Raw genomic sequence first — 23,089 nt, 5'->3', positions numbered from 1 at the left:
AAAGCAGCGATGAGGTCACCGCTGCCTTACATCCATAAAATGTTTTCTTTTTCTCCCCCATAAGCAACGGATACATACGGTACAGCCGGAATAGCCACTAATTGCCGCGCTCGTTCAAATAAGTAATAGTCTGTTTCTTGAATCATCCGCTCATTTGTAAACTGGCGTGTCATAAATTCTTTTAAAAAGCGAGTTTCCTTTGAAAATTGGATCGATCGCTCACGCAAATTAGGAATTCGCACAACAGAATGGATCGGCACCGCATCACGACTTTCCATTACCGTTCCCTCTGCTTCGGCAACCCAGTTTAACTGCCCAAGTAATTCAGAAAGCCCTAAATACGGCGGATAAACATATCGGCTTGATTGGATTCTTCCCCTCACGCTTTCATAGATAGATCGGTCAGAGTGGGAAAAATAAATGCGGTACCGCACATTGGCTTCTTCTCCCCCGGGAAGTACTAACTCAAGGGGAATTTGCGTATGTCCTCCACTATTGTTTAAATGGGCTTTTGACTTCACAAACATATAATTGACTGTTTGCATCACTTTGCGAATCGGCGTGCGAACAGATAGCGCAATTTGGCATTGATTCGGTGAAAACACTTCATAATAACTGTCGCGCTCCATTCCTAAAATACCAGCGAGTATGCCAACAATCGTTGTTCGCGGCGGAAAAGAGTACGAAAGCGAAGATGAGTTCGTATCGATTTTTCGGAAATGTCCCATCTTCCCGATAAGGTCAAAAATAAGTATCTTCATAAACGTCACCCTTTTTCACAATACAGGAACGAGTTTATCCGCCAACTCGGATGGAACAAGAGCTGTTAGCATCCCTTTTTGTCCTTCATAATTCAACAATAAATTAGAATCTTGCCAGTAATGGATGCGGGCAATTTCACCATTTACTTCCAAAAGTTTATTCACAAGTGCATCAACATGCAAATTAACTTCGGAAATGCTGCGCAGCCCTTCTGTTTCCTCTAAACTCACCAAATCTCGCAAATCGCCGGTAATAAATTCAGGAGAATGATATTCTACACGTAAGTAAAGACGAGGGTATTGTCCGACTTTGCTACGTGTTGCGCTCAATGGAATCGCTTTAACAACCGCTTGATCAAATAAACGGACATCTTCTTTGGTCAATCTCGTATGCACCGCGCGATGACCGCTTATGATGCCATGAAACGCCAAAAATGAATAATAGACACGATAGTCTTTGCCGATATTACCGCCGTCATTTTTATCATCGGAACCGAAATGCGAGGTAATACTTGCCGATTCGACAAGCGTGACTTTATTTAACGAGTAGCCCCAGTTAAACTGAATCGGACCAGTAAACGTCATGGAGCTTCCTTTATCCTCCGATTTAATCGGCATTGTCGCACCGAACATGCGGACATCAGTAAATTGCTCAAGCATCCAGTTTTGTTCCTCTTTTGATAGTTTATTAAGGTTCACTTTTCCATCATACTTTTTCTCAAATAAACGCTTAATACGTTCTGTCGCATTGACCGTTTCTCCATCGACTTTACCTACAAAAATTTCGTTTCCGAGCTGTTCCAAATAATCGCGAATATATCGTTTTAAACGCACATCACTCACTAAGTTTAATGAACGTTCATAATCCATACGCGGACGATTTTCTTCGTCAATATCGCCGTTTGGATTTGTTAACTTCGCATCGTAAAGGAATAAAATATCGCTATTATTCATTTTCATTCCTCCTCGTATATAATTAATGTTAGAAATGATTTTTTAAGAGATTTTGCAGTTTATCCAAATGCCTTGACCAATTGTTTACTATTTGGAAGGAAGAGCTCCCCCCATCTTATCTTATACAGGATTGGACTTTTCGCAGTATTTGGGGAATCTCTTCTTCCTTTCCATTCGTAATACTTTATTTTTCATTTTCAAAATCAGGGTCGGAATTATCCTTTTTGATGCTGTTTAAAATCCGCTTTGTGCCATATGCGTAGCCAGATAACAAATAAAAAACGCTTTCACGATCGGATAAATTCCATTTTCCCTGCAATGCTGAATCAAAGAGACGTTTATGTTCCGCATAAACAGCTTCATTTTGTAAGGAAGCGATTTTAAGTTGTCTCAGCTTTTCAAATACTTCGCTTGAAAGCATCATCAGTTTTTGCTTGTTCATGCCATGATAATTAATCTTCGATAAAATCGGCTTGTTTGCTGTTCTGCCACCCCGGGCTTGTCCGAGCGCTTCTGCTCGTTCATTTGCTTTGCCGACTTGCGCAGAACCAATTCTCGCGATTAAATAGCCAAGCAAAAATAAAGAACTTTGCGCGACATTATAATTCATGGTTTCCATATACTCGACCATATCGGCATCAGGCAAATCATATGTAATCTTTGTCATCTCCCTTTCCTCCTTAATTAAGTTAAGGTTTTGCAGCATTTTTAAGAACAATTGCGCTCGCACCATCGCATTCACTAATCGAAAATCATTGGATTCTTCCTTGTCGTTACTATATTGATAAAGGTTATAGTTAGCATACATATGCACTTTGGCAAGCTGCACAAATTGCGTGATCAACCATTGGTATGAAAGCGTTTTATTTATTAATAGCGACTCATATACTTGCAAAATTTTACGTTTTTCAAAGTTTTCCCCACGTTGAACCCGCATCGGAATTAAGTAATAGATCGATTCCAAGCCGAGATTGAATTTTTCATTGCCAAAAAAGTGTTGTCCTATTTCCCCTGCTTTTCGCATCTCGTAACCTAGTCGGCGCAAATGAGTGAGAGGAACATCGGATAACAGTTTATTCACCTTTAAAGCTGACTGCGCTTTTGTGTAAAAAAGAAAATGTAGCGAAATATGGTTGTCCATTTGATCTTCAAATTCTTTGTAGTCTTCTACGTCTCGATGCAATGCTTCTGCCGTTTCGACTGTTTTTACAGTTCGAACAAACTGGTTAATGCGTTTGCTAATATCTTGAAGCGGAGCATCTTCAAACGGCACATCATATAAAAAGTCTGGGATGATATAACAAGGAAGGCCGCTGAAACGAGTATTGAAGTTGCGGAGAATGTACGCTTCTCCTGCCATAATCGCTTGATAGGCATCTTTGCTGATGGATAAGTTTTTAACGAATGATTTTTTCTCAAGGTCGCTCGCAAAGCTGATTTTATCGTTTATGTAGTAGTTAAATTTCAGTTTTGTCGTTTCTCCTGTCACAAAGTCTTCTTTGTTTGTAAGGGCGCATACTCCCTTTTTCGACTCTTCAAATACACTTAGTTTCTCTGCAATAACAAGCCGTTCATATTCTGGCTGCGAAACTGCGAGCTGTCCGTTAATGGCAAGGGAATACAAGAGGACATCTTTGATGCTAACATTGGCTTCTTTTTCAATAAAAGCTTGAAACTGCTTCGCTGCTTCCTTAACCGCTTTTTTCGCCTCTTTTTCCGTCAATTCGCCGCCAACATATGCTGGATTAAAAACATAGCGGTATCGTTCATCTGATTTTTTGGCCGCGCCAAGATCCAAGAAAAAAACATCTTGTGCTCTCTTTAAAAGAGAATAATAGGAATCCTCTTGATTCCAACGTTCGAGAAGATTTGTAATTGTTTGACTAAGCAAATATTCGACATTGCTCACCGTTCCAAACCATTGTGGGCTCGCTGCTCCATCCGCTGTACCAATCCATAGCAACTCTAATGAGGTAGATTCGCTTATTTCTTTTGGCGTTATTTTGACTTTTTTATCTTTAATAGAAAAGTCGACAATGATTACATATTTAGTTGAATCATATGATCTTGCAATAGGCAGCGTTATTGCTTGAATAACAGCTGGTTTTTCTTCGATTAAATACTTATTTCCAAGGGTGTAAATCGTTTTTATCACCGTCTGCACCTCCCTCTATAAAATAAAGTTTTTCTTAGAATTACTCGCATTTTCTCCGGAAATCTGCACCAATTGTTTTTACTTGTCAATCAATTCATGGATATTATAGGTATTTTACCTAATAAATGGATGTTTGAGTTGACTTCGTGTAAGACAAAGGTTCTATTTACCTTTATCTGGTAACAAAGATATGATCGCACATAGGGATCTCCACAACGCTCATGGCGGTTTACCCTCCCATGTCTCACAGAGTCAAAGCTCTTACATTCCTTCGTTCTACCTATCCATGAGGTGGAGGCCGGAAAAGCTCCTTTACTGGGTCATGCCCGAATGGTACAAATCACTCCGGCTTCTCCGTGCTTCAATTGTCAAGGTCACAAGTCACAGTTGGGCGATTTCCTTTGATTGATGCGTTTTAAGCAACCTGTTTCTGATTCTGAAGATGAGGCATATCTTGAATCATTCTCTCTTCACTAAACGCACATTGACGACGGCCTATCACAAACATAACGCGAATAAGCTTACCACATAAGGCAATCAACGCTTGTTTTCCTGTGAGCGGATTTTCCGGACGGTGACGATAGTATTCATGCAGACGCTTAAAGGCCGGATTGGTGGCGGCTAAGGGCATGGCGACCCGGAACAAAAGGGCTCTTAAACGTTTGCGGCCTCTTTTGGTTATCGTTGTCCGGCCCTTATGCTCGCCGGATTCGTTCTTTCGCAAGTTCAATCCCGCTAATTTTAGGATTTGGCGTGGATGATGATATTGCGAAAGATCGCCGACCTCGGCAAAAAAGCCGACGACGGTCATCACCCCGATACCCTTTATTGCGCTGATTTCCTTAGCCCCGGGTATGGTCAGAACCATCTCGCTTAATTCCTTAGCTAACTCGTCAATACGGGCCGTTAAATCGTCATATTGCTCCATTAAATACCGCAATTCCTTTTTAGCGAATCGTACACCTACCGATAAGCCCACTGATTTTGCAGCGGCTTCCTTAAGCTTTTGAACACGCTTCATGCCGACCGCGCGTCGAGCTGCCTTCTTGATCTCAAAAAGAATGGTTTCTTCAGGCATTTTCACAATGTCTTGGGGGAAAAGGCCCGCGCGTAAGATTTGAAGAGCGGCGTTGCCTTCCCAATTCTTAAAGACCGTAAGAAACTCGGGAAAATAGCGATCCAGCACATTATGGACTTTGGCTTTAATCGCATTGCGATCCTGAACCATTTGATCATAAAGCTTCATGCCTTGTCTGAGATCAGCATAGATGCTTTCGGGCAGCGTGGGTTCGGAATAGCGCCCGTCTTTCACAAGTTGGGCAATCACCTTCGCGTCCTTCGCATCATTCTTTGTCGGCGAATTGTCGTCCAGCTCTTTACTTCTTTTCACATGTAACGGGTTGACTACAACGCATTTAATATCATGTGTTTTTAGGTAATAAGCCAGAGTCATCCAATAATGACCAGTTGGCTCCATTCCGACAATGACCGTATTCTTTTGATGACGACCCTTCAAATGGTCTATCCATTGTGTCAGGGTTTGAAAGCCTTTGAGATCGCTCGTAAACACTAGGCGATTAGCTAGGTCAATGCCTCTAAAATCTTGCGCCCGAGCGACATGTTTGTGCTTAGCAATATCAACACCGACGATCAATGTGTTCTCTGTGATTTGAGAGATTTTGCGATTTTGGTTATAATTCATGTATGAGTCCTCCTTGGTTTCCTAAATTAGAGGTCAACATCCGTTGACACTCCGTACTATACCAAGAGGGCTCTATTTTTGTACAACCCGAAAAACCGCTATTTTGCCTCATTTTTCTTCAATACAGGAATGCTCCTTTAAATAATTATTGAAACTTTTCAACTTTCATTTAAATTTTACCAACACAATCTTGTATTTCAACGCCTTTTGTGTAATTGAATTTTTTGTTCAAAAACACAAAAAAATGTACTAGCTGGCTTAATCCCTTCTAAATAACCAATTATCCTTTATTATCTCTTCACGTAAATATATTTTTTTCGATATTTTTCTTACACCATTTTCCTCTTCTATTATTAATGTTATCGATATTCTAACAATCTTTCTTTCAAACATTTTTTATGCCTCCTTAGTAGTATCTATAATTATATTGTTAATTAATTTTTTTATTCGGAATAAAAATGATAGAATTTTATTGGATCTAAAATGAGAATTACTTACTGTAGATGAGCAAATTCACTAACATAAATTTACATCCGAACAAAAAAGGAGACATGAACCCGATTCCTTGATTAGAATAGATGTGTCACCAAACCATTCTCAAGGAGGTTCATGTCTCATGAATAGACTACCACATCACCAAGGAATCGACAAGTTTTTCGCAATGTTGGGGCTGGCCCTTTATTTCTCTAAGCCGGTCATGAAGCATCTCGTTCATATTATCGATGCGCTGACAACGAAAGGATTTGTGGGAACCTTGACCGATCTGCATCATGAGAGCTTTCATCCCAACCATCGAACGACACTGAGCCATTTTTTCACGAAAAGCCCTTGGGATGAAGAAATCTTGCTTCGCAAACTCCAGCAGTGGATGCTTCGTCATGTGGAACGAACGGCCAAGCGAAAGAATCACCCCATTTTTGTTTCGATCGATGATACGATCTGCCGAAAAACGAAGCCTTCGTCACAGGCGAAACACGCTATTGAAGGGTGTAATTGGCATTATTCTCACGCGGACAAAAAGTCGATTTGGGGACACTCTCTCGTCTGGCTCATGGTTCATACGATGACGCAAGCCTTTCCCTTTGCGTTTCGCCTCTACGACAAGGCGGATGGGAAAAGCAAGGGTCAATGGGCCATCGAGATGCTTTCTTCTTTGGATGTGCACGGTTCTGTTTATGTGCTGATGGATTCTTGGTACCCATCGAAAACACTCGTGGAAGCCTGCCTGAAAAAAGGATTCCACGTCATTGCGATGCTCAAGACGAATCGGGTTCTTTATCCAAAAGGCATCGCCATCCAAGCCAAACAGTTTGCCCGCTATATCGAACCGAACGACACCCATCTCGTCACGGTGGGAGAAGAGCGTTATCGCGTGTATCGCTACGAGGGAGCGCTGAAAGGTCTCGATGATGCCGTTGTGTTGTTGGCTTGGAAAGCCGATCAGCCGATGACACCTGAACATCTTCACTGCGTCTTGAGCACCGACCGGGAGCTAAGCGATGAAGAGATCTTGCGCTACTATGCCCAGCGTTGGTCGATCGAATGCTTTTTTCGACAAGCGAAAGACCAGCTGAAGCTCGATGGGTACCGCGTTCGTCAACGTCGGGCGGTGAAACGGTATTGGATCTTGGTGCAACTCGCTTATGTGTACAGTATGGTCGAATCCAACAGCGATTTCTCTACCGGGCTTGACTTCCTTCGAAAGAAGAAAGGACATAGCCTCGTGGAGTTTATTTACGATGCAGCGAAACAAGATATTCCCATTGATGTCGTTAAAAAACAGCTTCATGTGGCATAAGGGGTACTCCGTTTGTCTCTTTTTACATGGTAATTATTGTAATGAAAATTGCTCAACTACAGTTACTTAATCAAAAAATTAAATCACCGCAATTTAAGTAATAGTTGCTTAAATAATAGTAAAAACAGATTATAAAATCTTTGTTATGAAAGTATACTTAATCCTTAGTAGGTAAGATAATAATGATATTATTAATGTTTCAATGCTTTAATAAGCTAAGATATGGAAAATGATAACTATAATTTGTATTATATATTAAATGAAATATTTAAACAAGCCAGTTGCAAATTATTAAAAATACAATATGATGCAAATAAGAAGTAGGATTGGGATATAAAAAATGGTACCTGTTATTACCGAACATTCATGTATTCTCTAACCTTTTATTTTCTTATTTGAAACAGCCATGTACTAAAAGTAGTTTCTATAAACGCAGATAAGGCACGACTTTATGAATCTCTCCTCGTTCTATTTCGTTTATTGATCGGTGTTATCAAGTTTTTTATGCTTTCTACCACTTCAACATTTCTTAACACAAAAGAAATAGACATATCTAATTCTTTTTAAATCTTATTTTATTCTTCAAATTGCAGAGAATATCGAATTTATCGTACGAGGCGGGAAATTTACTTACAACAGCAACACTTTAACCTAATAAAGCAACAACTTGATTCAGTTGTTCCAAAGCATGAGGAGGTATTTTCAGTGTTGAGGTTGGTTCTCCCGTTCCTCCGTAAATGAACGGATAGCGAAAAAGTTCTTTATCGATTATACAAGGCAAAGAAAGACCAACTAAAGGAACGCTGCCGACAGTGTATCCCGTGATCTTTTGAACTTCTTTTGGGGTTGCCATTTTTAATTGATTGCATCCCAAGATTTCTGACACTTTTTCCAAATTCACACGACCGCGTCCTCCTGAAACGATGATTGCAAAATAGCCTTTGTCAGACTTAAGTATCAATGTAGGAGCAGTCTGACCTATTTCGATTCCAAAAAAGTCCGCGCCTTCCTGCGCTGTGCGAATTGGATTTACGTGATAAAGGATGTCAAATGGAAATCTATTTTCCTGTAAAATGCTTTTTAAATGATCCATAAGTAAGCCCTCCTATTACAAATTCCACGAAACGGCCACTTCTACAATTTAATTGCCAACAGCTTACTTCCACATATTAATCCAATTTCCTTTTGAAAAGTGGTTTTCTTTACAAAAAGAAGTGAAATACAGTTGAATGGAACTTTATGGGGATTGTTGCGAGTAAATGCTATTTATAAACTGGAGAGTTTCGTGAGTATCTAAAATGGTATTGAAATGTAAATGAAAACTCCAAGAACGCTGCCGCAAATTTTTTATCTATATATGATCCGGTTGAAACTTCAAATGAATACAGTAGAAGCCGAATCGGCATTCATTAATAGTTCCGCAATTGCCTATACTAAAAAAGAGAAAGTACCGCAACCTGATGGTCCTGTACCCTTCCGCTTTGTTACGTAAGCGTCAAATCTTGCACACCTTCTTGGTGTGCTAATTTCATGAGATAATCTCCTCAAGATGAAATTGAAGGAGGTTTTTTTATGCCTAAGAATCCTGAATTACGAAAGGTTTGGGAACAACGAATCGCTGACTATCGTAAAAGCGGTCAAACTCAAGTAAACTGGTGCAAGGAAAATCAATGGAGTATTCACCAGTTTAAATACTGGTTAAGAAAAATTGAAAATCCAATAAAAAATCAAGGAAAGTCTACAAAATGGGCATCCGTTACCCTAGAAGATCATTCACAAACAGTTGAAAATTCATTACGGATTGAAATTAGTGGGATTTCAATTGAAGTAAAACCTGGTTTCGATCCGGCCTTTCTTTCAGAAGTGGTTAGGACGTTGAAATCAACATGTTAGTTGGTACAAGAGCTGAACGAGTTTACTTGGCAAAAGGAAGTACTGATTTGAGAAAATCCATTGATGGATTAGCTGCTTTGGTGAAAGAGGGATTTGATTTAGATCCCTTTTCATCAAGCTATTTTGTGTTCTGTAATCGAAAGCGAGATAAATTAAAAATTCTTCACTGGGACTATAATGGTTTTTGGCTTTATTATCGTCGATTGGAAAAAGGAAAATTTCAATGGCCAAATGAAAATGACACTGGAACGATACAAATTAGTTATCGGCAATTACGCTGGTTATTGGATGGTCTTGCAATGGAGCAAAAGAAAGCACACCCAGAAGTAAAGGCTAGAACAGTTATATGAATTTTTTACTTTTAACAAAAACCTTGGAGGAAAATAGCTAAAACCGTCGAATTATTACTACATGATGAAAAATTTAAAGAATCCTAACCAAAACCCATTTGAATTAATTGAAAAACTTCAACAGCAAATCGTTGAATTGACGGCGAAATTACAATGGTATGAAGAACAGTATCGTCTTAGTCAAAAACGAAAATTTGGCTCTTCAAGCGAAAAAACAAATCCTAATCAATTAGAACTACCTTTATTCAATGAAGCAGAGGTAGAGTCTAATGTAAAAGCCGAAGAGCCAACTGTTGAAACAATTACATATCGTCGTAAAAAGAAACGTGGTCAACGTCAAGCTACGTTTGAAAACCTGCCTATGGAAACGATTGAATATCGTTTACCCGAAGAAGAGCAGGTCTGTTCGTGTTGCGGTGAAAAAACACACGAAATGAGCACAGAAGTACGACAAGAATTAGTGATTATTCCGGCTCAAGTCAAAGTTTTAAAACACGTTCGATATGTCTATGGATGCCGTCATTGTGAGCGTAATGAAATAGAGACACCAATCGTTACAGCACCTGCCCCAAAATCTGTGTATCCAAAAAGTTTAGCTTCACCGTCAAGCATGGCATATATTATGAATCAAAAATATGTAGAGGGGCTACCTCTATATCGCCAAGAACAACAGTTCAAACGATTAGGTGTGATCTTATCCAGGCAAACCATGGCCAATTGGATGCTTTATGGTGCCGAAAAATGGCTTGCGCCAATTTATCAACGAATGAAAGAGCATCTCCTCTCTAAAGACATTCTACATGCGGATGAAACAACTGTTCAGGTTTTACATGAACCTGGAAGGTCAAGCACATCGAAATCTTACATGTGGCTTTATCGGACTGGAAGAGAGGATCCACCACTTGTCCTTTATGACTATCAGGAAACTAGAGCAGGAGAACATGCCAAAGAATTCCTAAAAGGGTTTAAAGGATACCTGCATGTCGATGGATATGCAGGATACCATAAGGTATCCGGCGTAACATTAGTTGGATGTTGGGCTCATGCCCGCAGAAAGTTCGATGAGGCTTTAAACGTACTTCCTGAATCCAAACGTCATTCAGCAGTCACAGCTCGGGAAGGACTCAATTTCTGTAATCAGCTATTTGCCATCGAGCGTGATTTGAAAGAATGTACACCAGAAGAACGATATAAAAAACGACTTAAACACAGCCAACCATTGTTGGAGGCTTTTTCAGCATGGCTAAAAACAGAGAAAAGCAATGTTTTACCAAAGAGTCTATTAGGTCAAGCCATTACATACTGCCTCAACCAATGGGAAAAACTCGTGGCATTTTTAGAGGATGGACGTTTAGAAATCGATAATAATCGAAGTGAACGATCCATTAAACCATTTGTGATCGGAAGGAAGAACTGGATTTTTAGCAATACTCCGAAAGGAGCTAAGGCCAGCTCAATCATTTACAGTATTGTGGAGACAGCAAAAGAGAATAAATTAAATCCATTTTATTATCTTCGCTACTTATTTGAAAGGCTTCCCAATATGGATATAAGCAATATGGATGAGCTTGATCAACTACTTCCTTGGTCCAAAACAATTCCTTTGAATTGTCGGGTTTTTAATAACTTATCACAATAATAGTATTTAATCCCTATCATTAAAAGGTGGGGATTATTTTACGCTTACTTTGTTACTCGTCCAATTTAAAATCTTTTTTTCTCTCTTTAATGATTCTTTCTGAAATTCTTGCCCGTCAAAGCGGCGTACTACAATTTAGCTGTCGGCTCTTCCGAAGCCTATGACGCTACAGCAGCAGATGTACTGTGCCTTTTCACATTTTTCAATCACTATGCAAAAAAGGCTATCGAATGCACTCGATAGCCTTTTGAATGATGATTGATCTAAGCTATATGGACTTGGGTTCCTTGCGAATTCATGGATAATCGATACTATTCTTTATGAACTCGGAAGCAATTCTGTATAGTATCGTACTGTTATCCCATGGATGATCGATCTTATCCTTTCTGAGCCTTGATTAATACGTCTTTTCCTCCAACTACGCTGGATGGATAACTACTATGGTCGATTTTAAACTGATCTCCGTTCAGTAAAATAATAGGAGTAATGGTGTTGTACCCTTTTTCGCCAATTTGATCAATGGCGAATTGTGCGATAAGATCTCCTTTTTTGATTTTGTCTTTAGGTGAAACTTTTATTTCAAAGCCTTCTCCTTTTAAGTTCACTGTTTCTAGTCCTAAATGAATCAACAGCTCTGCTCCTTCATCTGAACGAAGTGTAATGGCGTGCTTGGTTGGGAATACATCGACGATTTCACCGTCAACCGGGGAATAGACATCTCCGCTTGTTGGTTGAACAGCAATGCCGTCGCCCATCATTTTTTGAGAGAAAACTTCATCAGGCACTTCTTCCAATGAAACAACCTTTCCTGATAATGGCGCTACGAAACTAATAGTTGATTCTTCTTTATATTCGTTTGTTTCCTGATTCATGATATCTAAAATTTGATTTTTTAACGTGTCTGAAGTAGGTCCAAATATTGCTTGAACTCCATTTCCTACCTCCAATACGCCTGAAGCACCAAGAGCTTTCAGTTTTTCTTTATTAACAGCGCCTTTGTTTTTTACACCTACTCTTAAACGTGTAATACATGCATCAAGATTATTGATATTTTCTTTTCCGCCAAGTGCTGCTAAGACTTCATACGCTTTTTGATTGACAACAGATTCATCACTTTTTCTATTTGTTTTTTCTTCGTAATCTTTTCTAGTATAAAGTCTGTTCGAATCTTCATCTCCGCGTCCTGGTGTAAGAAGATCCCACTTTTTAATAGCCCATCTGAATACAACGTAGTAAACAACAGCCATTGCCAGACCAACGATAATGACATACCACCATGGCTCTCCAACACTAGGTAATATACCAAATAAGATAAAATCAATGATTCCGGATCCGCCGGCATATCCAACATTCACATCTAAAACATACATCAGCATAAATGACAGCCCTGCCATTAATGTGTGGAAAACGTATAATAATGGCGCTACGAACAAGAACGTGAATTCAAGCGGCTCTGTAATTCCTGTAAAAAATGCTGTTCCCGCAGCAGTCAATAATAAGCCTGCTACAGCTTTTTTGTTTTTCGGTTTTGCCATGTGATACATTGCTAACGCTACCGCTGGCAGACCAAACAGAACAAACGGGAATTTCCCTGCCATAAATCTTCCTGCTGTTATTTCAACGGCATCATTTACTTGTTTATCCGCAAGCTGAGCCATATACATTGCCGTATCCCCGGAAACGACAGATCCAGCAAGTGTTGTATACGTTCCGCCAACTTCCGAAAAACGAATTGGGATATAGAAAATATGATGCAATCCAAACGGAATAAGGGCACGTTCTACTAGTCCATAAATGAACATGTAAAGTGGCGGCGTATTTTCTCCAGATAAGGCAGTTCCAAGTGCATAAATGCCGTCTTGTACATGCGGCCAAACAAAGGCCAAAATCAGTGCAATAATGATTGAATAACCTGCTGTTATAATAGGAACAAATCGTGAACCGCCGAAAAAGGATAGCATTTCCGGCATTTTGAAATCATGATATTTTTCATAAAGAACTGCTGCTACAAACCCGATGATGATACCGCCAAAAACACCGATTTGAAGTGTCGGGATCCCTAACTCAAGTACACGCCCTGGTTCCGATACGTTTTCCGGCGTGATTCCAAGGACAATCCCGATAACGGTATGCATAACTAAATAACCAACAAGAGCTGATAAGGAGGCTGCCGCTTTTCCACCGGTCCAGCTCCCCGCTATACCGATAGCGAACAAAACACCTAAGTTCCCAAATATCGCTTTTCCTGCACCCTTCATTAAATCAGAAATCGTTTTCCAAAATCCTAAATCTAAAAAAGGCAAATATTCGATTAAATATGGAGATTGTAACGTTGTACCGATTCCCAACAATAAACCGGCTGCAGGAAGCAAAGAAATTATAACCATAAAAGTTTTGCCAATTCTCTGAAAGAAATCAAAGTTAAATACCTTCTTCATTTCATAGCTCCCCTCCTAGATAAGATATAGAAAGCGGATACATTCCAGCTATTTTTCAAGCAGGGAGTCATAACGGCTCCCTGCACGGACAAGTTATTATCGCAATTCCGGCCAGTATTCTTTATTGGCTTCGATTAAGGCATCCAATACCTCTCTTGCTTTTGCTGCAGATACCACTGTACGATTTAAAGTTAAAGCTTGCAGCGCTTTGGCGTATGAGCCTTCCATATATGCTTCCACAGTAAGTTTTTCATACGCATATTGCCCTTCAATCAATCCTTTATAGAATGTTGGAATTTCTCCAACTGCGTATGGTCTAGGCCCGTTTGAGGTTATACTTGCAGCCACTTCAACCATCGCATCATCCGGCAAATTGCTGATGATTCCATCATTTTTCAAAATGACAATAAAATTGTCGCCTTTGTTGTATGCAATGGATTCTGCAACAATTAAGATAAACTCGCCATGCGCATCATTTGCTACTACGTTGGAATCTTTTGCGGTTCCTGTTTCAGCAACGCGCACACAATCTTCAAATACGCGTTTCTCTCTTCCGGCTTGTACTTCATTTGCACGCGTAAAATCCGGATTCAATTTTTTCAGCACTTTATCTGGATATAAATAATACTGTAAATACGTATTCGGCAAATAGTCCGGAAAATCTCGCACCATTTGCTGCACCATGGCATACGTTTCGAGCCATGATTTATCCCTTTGCTCGTAGTCAGCCGGACGGAAGCCGTTTTTCAAAATCATTTCCCTTAACTCAGGCAATTTGTCATTGCCTTGCGGATCATATAAATGAGTAAACCAGCCAAAGTGATTTAATCCGAAGTATACAGGATCAAAATCACGTTCATTCATATTTAATAAACGGCCGTACGAACGAAGCAAGTTTTCAGGCTGGTCGCAAATATTGAGGATTCTTTTATCATCAGGAAACATTTGCTGTAACGCAATCGCAACGATAGCAGCAGGATTTGTGTAGTTTAAAATCCATGCGTCTTTCGTTTTGCTTCTGACATCCTTGACCAATTGAATCATATCGCGGATCGATCTCATACCGTAAGCAAAACCGCCCGGCCCACATGTTTCCTGACCGATAACCCCTAGTTTCAACGGGATCTTTTCGTCTTTTTCACGCATTTCATAGCCGCCAGTACGCATTTGCACAAAAACAAAATCGATATCTTCCGTGAATGCTTCCTCTTTATCTGTTGTATAGCTAAAATGAATGTCAGGGTACTCTTCTTTAAAGAGCACTTTCGCAAATTCGCCAATTATTTTTTGGCGTTCGTAATTGATATCATACATGACCAATCGGTTGATCGGGAAAGTATCTTGACGCGAGCAAATTGCTTTTAAAAGCCCTGGCGTCCAAGTACTCCCCCCGCCAACAATAAGTACATTGAATTTTTTCATTGTGTTTCAGCTCCTGGTAGTAATTTTTCATGTAACTGCTTCTACCGATATCTTAACGAACGAAAAAACAAAGACAGGAAAAATTTCATTTTATGAAACTTTTTTCATGGTCATTTATAATAGAGCGTACAATAAATATGAAATCCGGAGTGATTCGATGTACAACTTTATGGCTAAATTATTAAACTTCATTGAATCTTCAACAGACCAAACAAAATCAGAAATCATTATTGCCGAATATATTTTGAGGAATGTGGAAAAAATCCCGAAAATGTCCATTTATGAATTAGCTGAAGCGTGCCATACATCACCTGCAACGATCACCCGATTTTGTCAGCGCTTTGAAAATATTACGTTTAAAGAGCTTAAAGAATATGCCAGATCATTTATTGAATTTAATGATACCGAAGTAGACTATCAAAACCTTAAAACGAAATTTAATCTAAAACAAATAAACGAATATTATGACGAATTACATGCTTCTCTGAAGCAAACAGAGCAATTTCTCCGCTCAAAGGAAATCATTCAAGTTGTTCACGAAATCCATCACTCAAAAAAAGTTGCTTTTTTTGGGGTAACATTTTCGCATCTCATTGCAAGAAATGCACAATTCAAATTTATTCGTCTGGGCAAATATGCTACTGCGTACAGCAACCATGAAAATCAAATTTCCGAAGCAGAATCACTTACGCCCAGAGATTTAGCCGTTGTCATTTCTTTTTCCGGAGAAACAAGATTTATCGTTCAGCTAGTAAAGGTATTAAAGAAGAGAGGCATTCCTATCGTTGCGATTACAGGCAATGAAAAAGGCTATTTAGCACAGAATGCGAAACAAATCATCAAAGTGAGCAGCTGCAAACTAGAATCCTTTAAATCACCTATTTTGGAAGAAATCAATATGCTGAGTGTAATTAATTCCATTTATCTCGTTTACTCTATCGTTTTTAAAAATTCGGAAGGATATCAGACAAACAAAGGAGGCAGCTAAAATGAATATTGTCGTAGCACCTGATTCTTTTAAAGGGAGTCTGACCTCTTCTCAAGCAGCAAATATTATGAAACAAGCAATACTTGACCTTCATTATGGTGATACAGTAAGAACAAAGCCAATGGCTGACGGTGGAGAAGGAACAGTCGATGCATTGTTAGCCTCTTCAGCCGGGGATCGCATTGAGGTAACCTGTACAGGCCCCTTGGGCAAAAAAATAAAAACATATTATGCCATCCTCGAAAATAATACGGCTGCTATTGAAGTTGCCAATATCGCTGGGCTTGTCCAAGTGCCTCCTTCACAACGAAACCCGGATGTGACCACTACTTTCGGACTTGGCGAAGTGATGAAAGATGCATTGGATAAAGGCTGTAAATCGTTTATTATCGGGCTTGGCGGCAGTGCTACAAATGATGGGGGCCTTGGCTTTTTACAGGCGCTTGGCATGAAAGCTTGGGATAAAGAAGGAAAAGAAGCGGGGATTTTCGGAAAAGATTTATTGGAGGTCAATCAAGTAAGTTTCGACCGTTTGGATCCGAGATTGGAACATATTACAATAAAGGTTGCTTGTGATGTGGACAATCCGCTATGTGGTGAAAAAGGTGCCAGCGCAGTTTACGGACCGCAAAAAGGTGCCAGCAGCAAACAAATACCGATTTACGACGAAGCATTGGCCCGATTTGCTGCTCTTATTGAGAAGCAGCAAGGAAAAGTCTTCAATAACGTGAAAGGTGCAGGGGCAGCAGGAGGCTTGGGATTTGCATTCCTTGTACTAGGCGCAAAGCTTATATCCGGTGCTGAGCTTGTAGCAGAAGCTTCGAACTTGAAGGAAGCAATAGAGCAGGCGGATCTTGTCATTACAGGAGAAGGACAAAGCGATGAACAAACATTATACGGAAAAGCGCCCGGCTATATCGCTGATCTCGCTCAAATATACGGAGTTCCAACGATATTAATATCCGGCTCGCTTGCAGGCAATTTGGATGTGCTCCGCAGCAAATTTCACGGAGTCTTTTCGATTATTACTAAACCATTGACGATTGAGGAATGTATGGATCAGGCAAAACAGCTATTGTACAATCAGACGAAGCAAGTGATGCATCTTATTCACTCTTTGAAGATATAATCGGATCCAGGTTTTCGCTTTTATAATCCAGATGGGGAAATTTTTTTTCGGATTTTTATGTTGAATACTGCAAAAATAACTTTCCCCTTATTCCATCTCAATTTTATCTAGAAGGTTGACCGGCAAATCTCCAAATTTCCACATTAGAGAGGCATCTAAGATCTTGTTCAACATCTAAGATGCCTCTTTTGTAATGAAGGTAAAAGAATAATAGATGTATTCCATTAAGCACCGACAATATCTTCACAATTTTGTGTTAAATTATCGAATACAGATCATTTTCCTCACGATCATCCATGTTGTCTTTAAACAAGTCTATAATGCTTCCTGCACGTTTAAACGGTTCTTTCAACTTTTATTCCATAACTCCGTTTTTAACCCATATACTTTTCTTCTTGGTGCTGCAAATGCTAAAGTTCTTTAATGATTTCGACTTCGATGTTAAACAACCGTTCCGTTAAACTATTTCCTTCCATTCCTTTTGGATTTTCGCAGAAAAACTCAAAATTGCCAAAAAGGTGAATGCGTATTAACTTCTCCAATCCTAGTAAGTCTTTATATAAGCGTGTTCTGAACCCAATTATTTGCCAAAAATTTGATGTCGAACGTCCTTTCTTGAAAAAACACGAGATTGACGACTTCCGGAATATCGACTTCAGTATCGAGTTTATCGGCTGATACAGCAATTTGCGTCAGAAAAATGATCGATTAACATTAGATACCAGTTGACGCTGTAATCAATAACCATTGCAAATCCGTCCTTATTCTCAGAAAACAGTTGATCAAAGCGCTCACTATCCGTTCTGTATGATGATTTTCGCAAAAACAATCGTTTTCTGCCTTCAACTCGAATTTATGTTTTATTAAATTTTTCAGTACAGTATCAATTAATAAGTCCATTCGTTTAGTGCTTTTAACGCTAAGGGGGTGAAAACATTTGTTGTGTGATATCCACAAAATTGATCTCTAGTTGATAAATTCCTTCTTTGATCAAGCTATGCCGATCTCTTCGCATGTCTAGAAAATGCACGAATAAATTGTCATCCGATTAAACGCTATGTGCAATCTCTTCACGCATCGTTCCGTTTTTAGCAAAATTTATATGCCATGAAAGAGCTTTTTCTAAAACATGTGGTGTATGCCCTCCTCTTGCAAGAGCTTCCTGATAATATTCACGAAGCTGGTCGCGATACATCGGATGGGTGCAGCGTTCGATAATCAGTTCCACACGCTCTCTTGGCGCCAAGCCCCGGAGATCCGCATACCCTTGCTCGGTGACGATGACATCGACGTCATGCTCCGTATGGTCAACATGGGAGACAAAAGGAACAATACTTGATATGTTTCCGTCTTTCGCTATTGATTTTGTCACAAAAATCGCCAGGCGGGCATTTCTTGCAAAATCACCGGATCCGCCAATGCCGTTCATCATTTTCGTTCCAAGTACGTGGGTTGAATTGACGTTGCCGTAGATGTCCACTTCCAATGCTGTGTTAATGGAAATCAAACCGAGCCGGCGAATAATTTCAGGATGGTTGGAAATTTCCTGCGGTCTCAGCACTAAACGGTCGCGGTATTTCTTAAAATTCGAGAAAACGTCCTTCATTTTCGGCTCTGAAAGGGTAATCGAACAACAAGAGGCAAAACGGACTTTGCCCGCATCTATCAAATCAAAGACTGCATCCTGCAATACTTCAGAATACACCTCTAAATCCTCAAATTCTGAATCCAGCAAGCCATGAAGAACTGCATTGGCGACGGAACCGATGCCTGACTGCAGCGGGGCCAAACGTTCCGTTAACCGGCCGGCTTTAATTTCTTTACGCAAAAACTCTATCAAATGCTGCGCCATAATGACTGTTTCTTCATCCGGAGGCACAATTGTCGACGGTGAATCCAGCTGATTGGTAAATACAATTCCTTTTACTTTCTCGATATCAATCGGTATTCCGATCGTACCGATTCGATCATTCGATTTTGTCAGCGGAATTGGTTTTCTTTCCCCTTGTTTCTCCGGTTCATACAAATCATGCACTCCTACTAAGTCTGCAGGCTGTGCCATATTAATCTCTATAATGATCGATTTTGCGTGCTGGGCAAATGTCAACGAGTTTCCAATGGAGGTTGTCGGAATAACCATTCCATCTCTTGTAATAGAAACCGCTTCCAAAATTGCAAAATCGATTGGATACATAACATTTGAGCGCACTAATTCAGCAGTATGGGACAAATGCTGATCGACAAATAAAAATTCTCCCCGATTGATTCCTTTTCTCATCGTAGGATCTGCCTGAAAAGGAAGCCTCTTGCCTAAAATGCCAGCTTCAGTGAACATTTTATCGATATCAGAACCTAAAGAGGCTCCTGTATACACATTTACTTTAAACGATTCTCGCTCTGCACGTTTTACCAACGCATATGGAACCGCTTTCGCATCACCCGCGCGTGTAAATCCGCTTAACCCTAAAGTCATCCCGTCTTTGATCCATGATGCGGCTTCATCAGCTGTGACTATTCGATCGCGCAAACGCAAATCTTCAATCCTTTCCAATTTATTGTCCATTTCCCCATCATCTCCCCTTTAATGAATTTAAAATTTATTTTACCGATAAAAGTTAATGGGGCAAGGTTTTGGGGATAAGTGACCGAAAATTCAGATAAACAACTTAATTTCTATACTAAAACAGAACGATTTTGTGAACTACCCTCCACTTACCACCCTTGCGGGTCGCTTGAAGTGGGGGCTTCTCGGGTAATCCTATCTATTGACGGGAAATTGACCGAGCTAACCCTCTCGTTCCGAAAGTTATTATTCTTTATGCTAATATGCGTAATCCTTCATTTTTGATATTGATTGCTGAATTGTGATCACGATCTAATACAAAACCGCAAGAACATTCATATACACGTTTAGATAATGGCATTTCTTTTTCCTTGCCACAACAAGAACATTTCTTAGTAGAAGGGAACCACTTATCGATTTTTACAAGTTGTTTCCCTTGTTCTTTTAGCTTGTATTCTAAGAAAGTAGTGAACATACCCCAGCCATTATCATGAACACTTTTTCCAAAATTGAGGGCTTGAGACATTCCTTTCATGTCTAAGTCCTCAATGATAACTGCGTCATAGGTTGATGCTAATTCTTTTGATTTATGGTGAAGAAAATTCTTGCGTTGATTGGCAATTTTCTCTTGTAACTTTGCTACTTTCAAACGTTGTTTTTCCCAACGTGCAGAACCTTTTTTTCTGCGAGAAAGAATTCGTTGTGCTTTTGCCAGTTTGTCTAATGCTTGTCGATAGTACCGTGGGTAATTGGCTTTCTCACCCTGTTCACTCTCGACATATAGACCGTCCATAGCAAAATCTAAGCCAACTACTTTTTGAATCTTTACTGACTGAATATCTTTCTCGTATTCTGTCAAAATCGAAATATAATATTTACCTGTCTTTGTTTTAGAAATAGTACAAGATTTGATTTTATAATCAGCAGGTATTTCTCTATGTCGGTTCATTTTCATTGGCTTTTTGATTTTTGGTAGTTTGATATGACCATTTTCTAGCTTAATATTGCCGTTGACCATATTGGTTGTGTAAGATTGTTTATTTTTCTTGCTTTTGAATTTAGGAAACTCCGCACGACCTTCAAAAAAGTTCTTATAAGCATTTTGCAAATTGATCTGTGCGTTTGCTAAAGCTAAAGAATCCACTTCTTTTAGGAATGGAAATTCATCTTTGTATTTCGCTGGTGTCGGGAATGCTTGTTGTTTAAGCGTTTCTTTATCGTTTTTGAATTTCTCATACGTTTCCTTACGTTCTTCCAGCATCTTATTGTAGACAAAGCGAACACAACCAAATGTTTTGGCTAATTGGATTTTCTGTTCTTTATTCGGATACAAACGAAATTTGAAGGCTTTGTTTTGTTTGGCCATATCAAATCACCTCACTTCTGACCTTGATTTTCAATGTATTTTTTTATGACTTCTATTGGTGCACCGCCTGTTGTAAGCAGGCAAAAGCTTCTTGACCAAAACATCTCTTTCCATAGTCTTTTTCGGATATGAGGAAAGTTTTTCTTTATCAGTCGAGAACTTGCACTCTTATAAGTATTGATGAACTTCGATAATTCAGAATTAGGATGTGCTTTGAATAGGATGTGGATATGATCCTTATCATGATTCCACTCTGTCAAAGTAATGTTGTATTTTTTTCCGATCTCAATGAACATATCTTTTGCAAAATCAGATATTTCATCGGTGAACACTTCTCTGCGATACTTTACAACTAATACAAGATGATAATGTAATAGGAACACTGAATGATTATTACTATCCAATTTCATTGATATATCAATCCTTTTTTATATATAAGACTGATTATATCAAAACCTTTGGCTAAAGCCAACCGAAATTCATCTCCCACCTACTCATTGGGCTACGCCCTGCACATTCCTTGAGGATGGGAGACTTCTTTCGGAAATCCGTTAAAATCCAAGCAATTTTCGAAAATAACTGGAGTAGGACTGACTGACAGGAATTTTATCACCGTTATTCATCAACAGCAAAAAAGTTGAATGTGCATCAGGGTAGATTTCCTTAATATGGTTGACATTCACAATAAAAGCCCGATGACAGCGAATAAAATAGTCCTTTGGAAGCAAGTATTCAAATTCCTGGAGAGAGTATTTATGCGTTCCTGAGCATCCTTCAGTGTACACATAGGTCTTTTTATCTTTTGCTTCTAAATACGCAACTTTCGAAAAAGGAATAGGAACCCATCCATCATCAGTTTTGACGGTCACAACAGATTTTCCATCCGTCAAAGCAGGAAAAATCGCAGTGACGCATCCCTCAAGCTTTCCTTCCCAAAAAAACGGCACAGCCATCCCGTGATAAGGAACGCCAAACACATCGCGGTTAATAAACTCAGAAACCTTTTGTTTGGTGTGCAAAGCTTTATACGCAATCGTTCCTTTTCTCACCAAGTCTCCCGGTCTGATTTTCAAATCAATCCGTTTGCTCGGCCGGTAATAGATATATTCCTTTGTATTGGAAACAGCAATCGAAACTTCATCAGAAAACAATTCACCAATAACATCTAAAATGGAAACTACTGAAATACGTTCCATTCTTCAACACCCTTCGTGATCTATAAATCTTCAAGATATTAATATTTTACATTTTTTTCACCCTTTTTGGCATAGTTCTTATCGAGTGCGATGAATATCGTCACCTTTTTCAAATAGGTTACGATAAATGTATGTCTTAAACAGTGTAAGACTTACGCAACATTCGTCTTTTAGTTTGAATATTTTTCTGATGTTTCCTTCTTTTTAACTTTTCACTATATTGATTAACGAAAACATATGAAATGTTACCGAAGTATCCTCGAATTTCTTCTATCAAGTAGTTTACATACTTCTTTAGTCATTGGAACAATCCGGCTTTTACGGCTATTGTTTTTGGTCCCAGTAACATAATAATACCGTTATCTAAAAATACCTGAAATTTCTGATTATTCAACTTAGTTTGCCCTTTGTTCTCACTCTACCATTAGTTTAATAGCACCATAGTCACGAAATCACGTAAATACTTATATCTTTGACGTTTCATAGCCTCTTTACTTGCGTGTCTGTAAGCACAAAGATTCGTTGTTTATCCTTATTAATTTTGGCATTTTTGACGAGACTTTCTTCAAATAATACCGTATTTATGTAGCTTTCTATAAATCGATTTAATAGCACCGAAAAGAATATCCACGGTTACAGATGACGTATTAATGTACCGTCTAATTTGGTCAGTAGTAAGATCTCTAAAACCGACAACATCTATAAAATTTTTTCAAGAACTTCAATAATCGGTAC

Annotated in this window: 18 protein-coding genes; 6 read left to right on the top strand and 12 right to left on the bottom strand. The window is 39.2% G+C overall.

Annotation, left to right across the window (positions count from 1 at the left end; genetic code table 11):
* Window positions 1–26: 26 nt before the first annotated feature.
* From cas5b to NSS70_RS04300, 5 genes are all read right to left on the bottom strand, one after another.
* Window positions 27–761, bottom strand: coding sequence for a type I-B CRISPR-associated protein Cas5b (cas5b, locus tag NSS70_RS04320; RefSeq protein ID WP_339198925.1), 735 nt, complete (start codon window positions 759–761; stop codon window positions 27–29).
* A gap of 15 nt (window positions 762–776) precedes the next feature.
* Window positions 777–1,715: a type I-B CRISPR-associated protein Cas7/Csh2 gene (gene cas7b / locus NSS70_RS04315; protein ID WP_339198922.1), complete on the bottom strand. Its 939-nt coding sequence runs from the start codon at window positions 1,713–1,715 to the stop codon at window positions 777–779.
* A gap of 184 nt (window positions 1,716–1,899) precedes the next feature.
* Window positions 1,900–3,870: a TIGR02556 family CRISPR-associated protein gene (locus NSS70_RS04310; RefSeq protein ID WP_339198920.1), complete on the bottom strand. Its 1,971-nt coding sequence runs from the start codon at window positions 3,868–3,870 to the stop codon at window positions 1,900–1,902.
* A 415-nt stretch (window positions 3,871–4,285) separates the two neighbouring features.
* Window positions 4,286–5,572 (bottom strand): IS110 family transposase, encoded by a 1,287-nt coding sequence (locus tag NSS70_RS04305; protein WP_340734194.1) that lies wholly within the window; start codon window positions 5,570–5,572, stop codon window positions 4,286–4,288.
* A 258-nt stretch (window positions 5,573–5,830) separates the two neighbouring features.
* Window positions 5,831–5,965 carry a hypothetical protein gene (locus NSS70_RS04300; protein WP_327847969.1) on the bottom strand — a complete coding sequence of 45 codons (135 nt, stop codon included), beginning with the start codon at window positions 5,963–5,965 and terminating at the stop codon, window positions 5,831–5,833.
* 223 nt (window positions 5,966–6,188) lie between these two features.
* Here NSS70_RS04300 and NSS70_RS04295 point away from each other — a divergent pair, with 223 nt between their 5' ends.
* Window positions 6,189–7,370 carry an IS701 family transposase gene (locus NSS70_RS04295; protein WP_063388773.1) on the top strand — a complete coding sequence of 394 codons (1,182 nt, stop codon included), beginning with the start codon at window positions 6,189–6,191 and terminating at the stop codon, window positions 7,368–7,370.
* Window positions 7,371–8,016: 646 nt separating this feature from the next.
* Here NSS70_RS04295 and NSS70_RS04290 read toward each other — a convergent pair.
* Complete coding sequence (locus NSS70_RS04290) at window positions 8,017–8,463, bottom strand: aminoacyl-tRNA deacylase (protein ID WP_340880982.1); 447 nt, start codon at window positions 8,461–8,463, stop codon at window positions 8,017–8,019.
* Window positions 8,464–8,942: 479 nt separating this feature from the next.
* On the opposite strand from NSS70_RS04290, the gene tnpA (NSS70_RS04285) reads away from it, so the two are divergent.
* From tnpA (NSS70_RS04285) to tnpC, 3 genes are all read left to right on the top strand, one after another.
* Complete coding sequence (gene tnpA / locus NSS70_RS04285) at window positions 8,943–9,263, top strand: IS66 family insertion sequence element accessory protein TnpA (protein WP_003352856.1); 321 nt, start codon at window positions 8,943–8,945, stop codon at window positions 9,261–9,263.
* Window positions 9,257–9,613, top strand: a complete 357-nt coding sequence (gene tnpB, locus NSS70_RS04280) for an IS66 family insertion sequence element accessory protein TnpB (protein ID WP_003352857.1) — start codon at window positions 9,257–9,259, stop codon at window positions 9,611–9,613. The genes tnpA (NSS70_RS04285) and tnpB overlap by 7 nt, the downstream gene beginning before the upstream one ends.
* 61 nt (window positions 9,614–9,674) lie before the next feature.
* Window positions 9,675–11,252 (top strand): IS66 family transposase, encoded by a 1,578-nt coding sequence (gene tnpC, locus NSS70_RS04275; RefSeq protein WP_094245431.1) that lies wholly within the window; start codon window positions 9,675–9,677, stop codon window positions 11,250–11,252.
* Between the two features lie 377 nt (window positions 11,253–11,629).
* Here tnpC and ptsG read toward each other — a convergent pair whose 3' ends face one another.
* Window positions 11,630–13,690 (bottom strand): glucose-specific PTS transporter subunit IIBC, encoded by a 2,061-nt coding sequence (gene ptsG / locus NSS70_RS04270; protein WP_340880981.1) that lies wholly within the window; start codon window positions 13,688–13,690, stop codon window positions 11,630–11,632.
* A gap of 96 nt (window positions 13,691–13,786) precedes the next feature.
* Window positions 13,787–15,112, bottom strand: a complete 1,326-nt coding sequence (locus tag NSS70_RS04265) for a 6-phospho-alpha-glucosidase (protein ID WP_063388732.1) — start codon at window positions 15,110–15,112, stop codon at window positions 13,787–13,789.
* 157 nt (window positions 15,113–15,269) lie between these two features.
* Between NSS70_RS04265 and NSS70_RS04260 the strand changes: the two genes are divergently transcribed.
* Both NSS70_RS04260 and NSS70_RS04255 read left to right on the top strand, forming a co-directional pair.
* Window positions 15,270–16,100 (top strand): MurR/RpiR family transcriptional regulator, encoded by an 831-nt coding sequence (locus NSS70_RS04260; protein WP_339198907.1) that lies wholly within the window; start codon window positions 15,270–15,272, stop codon window positions 16,098–16,100.
* Between the two features lies 1 nt (window position 16,101).
* Complete coding sequence (locus tag NSS70_RS04255) at window positions 16,102–17,229, top strand: glycerate kinase (RefSeq protein WP_339198905.1); 1,128 nt, start codon at window positions 16,102–16,104, stop codon at window positions 17,227–17,229.
* Between the two features lie 1,048 nt (window positions 17,230–18,277).
* Here NSS70_RS04255 and NSS70_RS04250 read toward each other — a convergent pair.
* The 4 genes from NSS70_RS04250 to NSS70_RS04235 form a co-directional block, all read right to left on the bottom strand.
* The gene (locus tag NSS70_RS04250) at window positions 18,278–19,792 is read right to left on the bottom strand and encodes an acetyl-CoA hydrolase/transferase family protein (protein WP_339198902.1); all 1,515 of its coding nucleotides are present in this window, start codon (window positions 19,790–19,792) and stop codon (window positions 18,278–18,280) included.
* A 253-nt stretch (window positions 19,793–20,045) separates the two neighbouring features.
* Complete coding sequence (locus NSS70_RS04245) at window positions 20,046–21,158, bottom strand: RNA-guided endonuclease InsQ/TnpB family protein (protein ID WP_003353586.1); 1,113 nt, start codon at window positions 21,156–21,158, stop codon at window positions 20,046–20,048.
* Between the two features lie 11 nt (window positions 21,159–21,169).
* Entirely contained in the window at window positions 21,170–21,568 is a 399-nt protein-coding gene (gene tnpA, locus NSS70_RS04240; RefSeq protein ID WP_094245197.1) for an IS200/IS605 family transposase, read from the bottom strand.
* Window positions 21,569–21,709: 141 nt separating this feature from the next.
* Window positions 21,710–22,354, bottom strand: coding sequence for a LytTR family DNA-binding domain-containing protein (locus tag NSS70_RS04235; protein WP_066249117.1), 645 nt, complete (start codon window positions 22,352–22,354; stop codon window positions 21,710–21,712).
* Window positions 22,355–23,089: the final 735 nt, after the last annotated feature.

It is taken from the genome of Aeribacillus sp. FSL K6-2848 (genome assembly GCF_038004325.1).
In the GTDB taxonomy this organism is placed as follows: domain Bacteria; phylum Bacillota; class Bacilli; order Bacillales; family Aeribacillaceae; genus Aeribacillus; species Aeribacillus composti.
This window is presented reverse-complemented; position numbering and strand designations above follow the sequence as displayed.

What these genes read in the sequence shown, in the direction of transcription:
- ptsG (WP_340880981.1), bottom strand. Translation starts at nt 13,690, where the DNA reads ATGAAGAAGGTATTTAACTTTGATTTCTTTCAGAGAATTGGCAAAACT.
- NSS70_RS04250 (WP_339198902.1), bottom strand. Translation starts at nt 19,792, where the DNA reads ATGGACAATAAATTGGAAAGGATTGAAGATTTGCGTTTGCGCGATCGA.
- NSS70_RS04305 (WP_340734194.1), bottom strand. Translation starts at nt 5,572, where the DNA reads ATGAATTATAACCAAAATCGCAAAATCTCTCAAATCACAGAGAACACA.
- NSS70_RS04300 (WP_327847969.1), bottom strand. Translation starts at nt 5,965, where the DNA reads ATGTTTGAAAGAAAGATTGTTAGAATATCGATAACATTAATAATAGAA.
- NSS70_RS04290 (WP_340880982.1), bottom strand. Translation starts at nt 8,463, where the DNA reads ATGGATCATTTAAAAAGCATTTTACAGGAAAATAGATTTCCATTTGAC.
- NSS70_RS04235 (WP_066249117.1), bottom strand. Translation starts at nt 22,354, where the DNA reads ATGGAACGTATTTCAGTAGTTTCCATTTTAGATGTTATTGGTGAATTG.
- tnpA (WP_094245197.1), bottom strand. Translation starts at nt 21,568, where the DNA reads ATGAAATTGGATAGTAATAATCATTCAGTGTTCCTATTACATTATCAT.
- NSS70_RS04260 (WP_339198907.1), top strand. Translation starts at nt 15,270, where the DNA reads ATGTACAACTTTATGGCTAAATTATTAAACTTCATTGAATCTTCAACA.
- cas7b (WP_339198922.1), bottom strand. Translation starts at nt 1,715, where the DNA reads ATGAATAATAGCGATATTTTATTCCTTTACGATGCGAAGTTAACAAAT.
- tnpA (WP_003352856.1), top strand. Translation starts at nt 8,943, where the DNA reads ATGCCTAAGAATCCTGAATTACGAAAGGTTTGGGAACAACGAATCGCT.
- cas5b (WP_339198925.1), bottom strand. Translation starts at nt 761, where the DNA reads ATGAAGATACTTATTTTTGACCTTATCGGGAAGATGGGACATTTCCGA.
- NSS70_RS04245 (WP_003353586.1), bottom strand. Translation starts at nt 21,158, where the DNA reads ATGGCCAAACAAAACAAAGCCTTCAAATTTCGTTTGTATCCGAATAAA.
- NSS70_RS04265 (WP_063388732.1), bottom strand. Translation starts at nt 15,112, where the DNA reads ATGAAAAAATTCAATGTACTTATTGTTGGCGGGGGGAGTACTTGGACG.
- NSS70_RS04255 (WP_339198905.1), top strand. Translation starts at nt 16,102, where the DNA reads ATGAATATTGTCGTAGCACCTGATTCTTTTAAAGGGAGTCTGACCTCT.
- NSS70_RS04295 (WP_063388773.1), top strand. Translation starts at nt 6,189, where the DNA reads ATGAATAGACTACCACATCACCAAGGAATCGACAAGTTTTTCGCAATG.
- tnpB (WP_003352857.1), top strand. Translation starts at nt 9,257, where the DNA reads ATGTTAGTTGGTACAAGAGCTGAACGAGTTTACTTGGCAAAAGGAAGT.
- tnpC (WP_094245431.1), top strand. Translation starts at nt 9,675, where the DNA reads ATGATGAAAAATTTAAAGAATCCTAACCAAAACCCATTTGAATTAATT.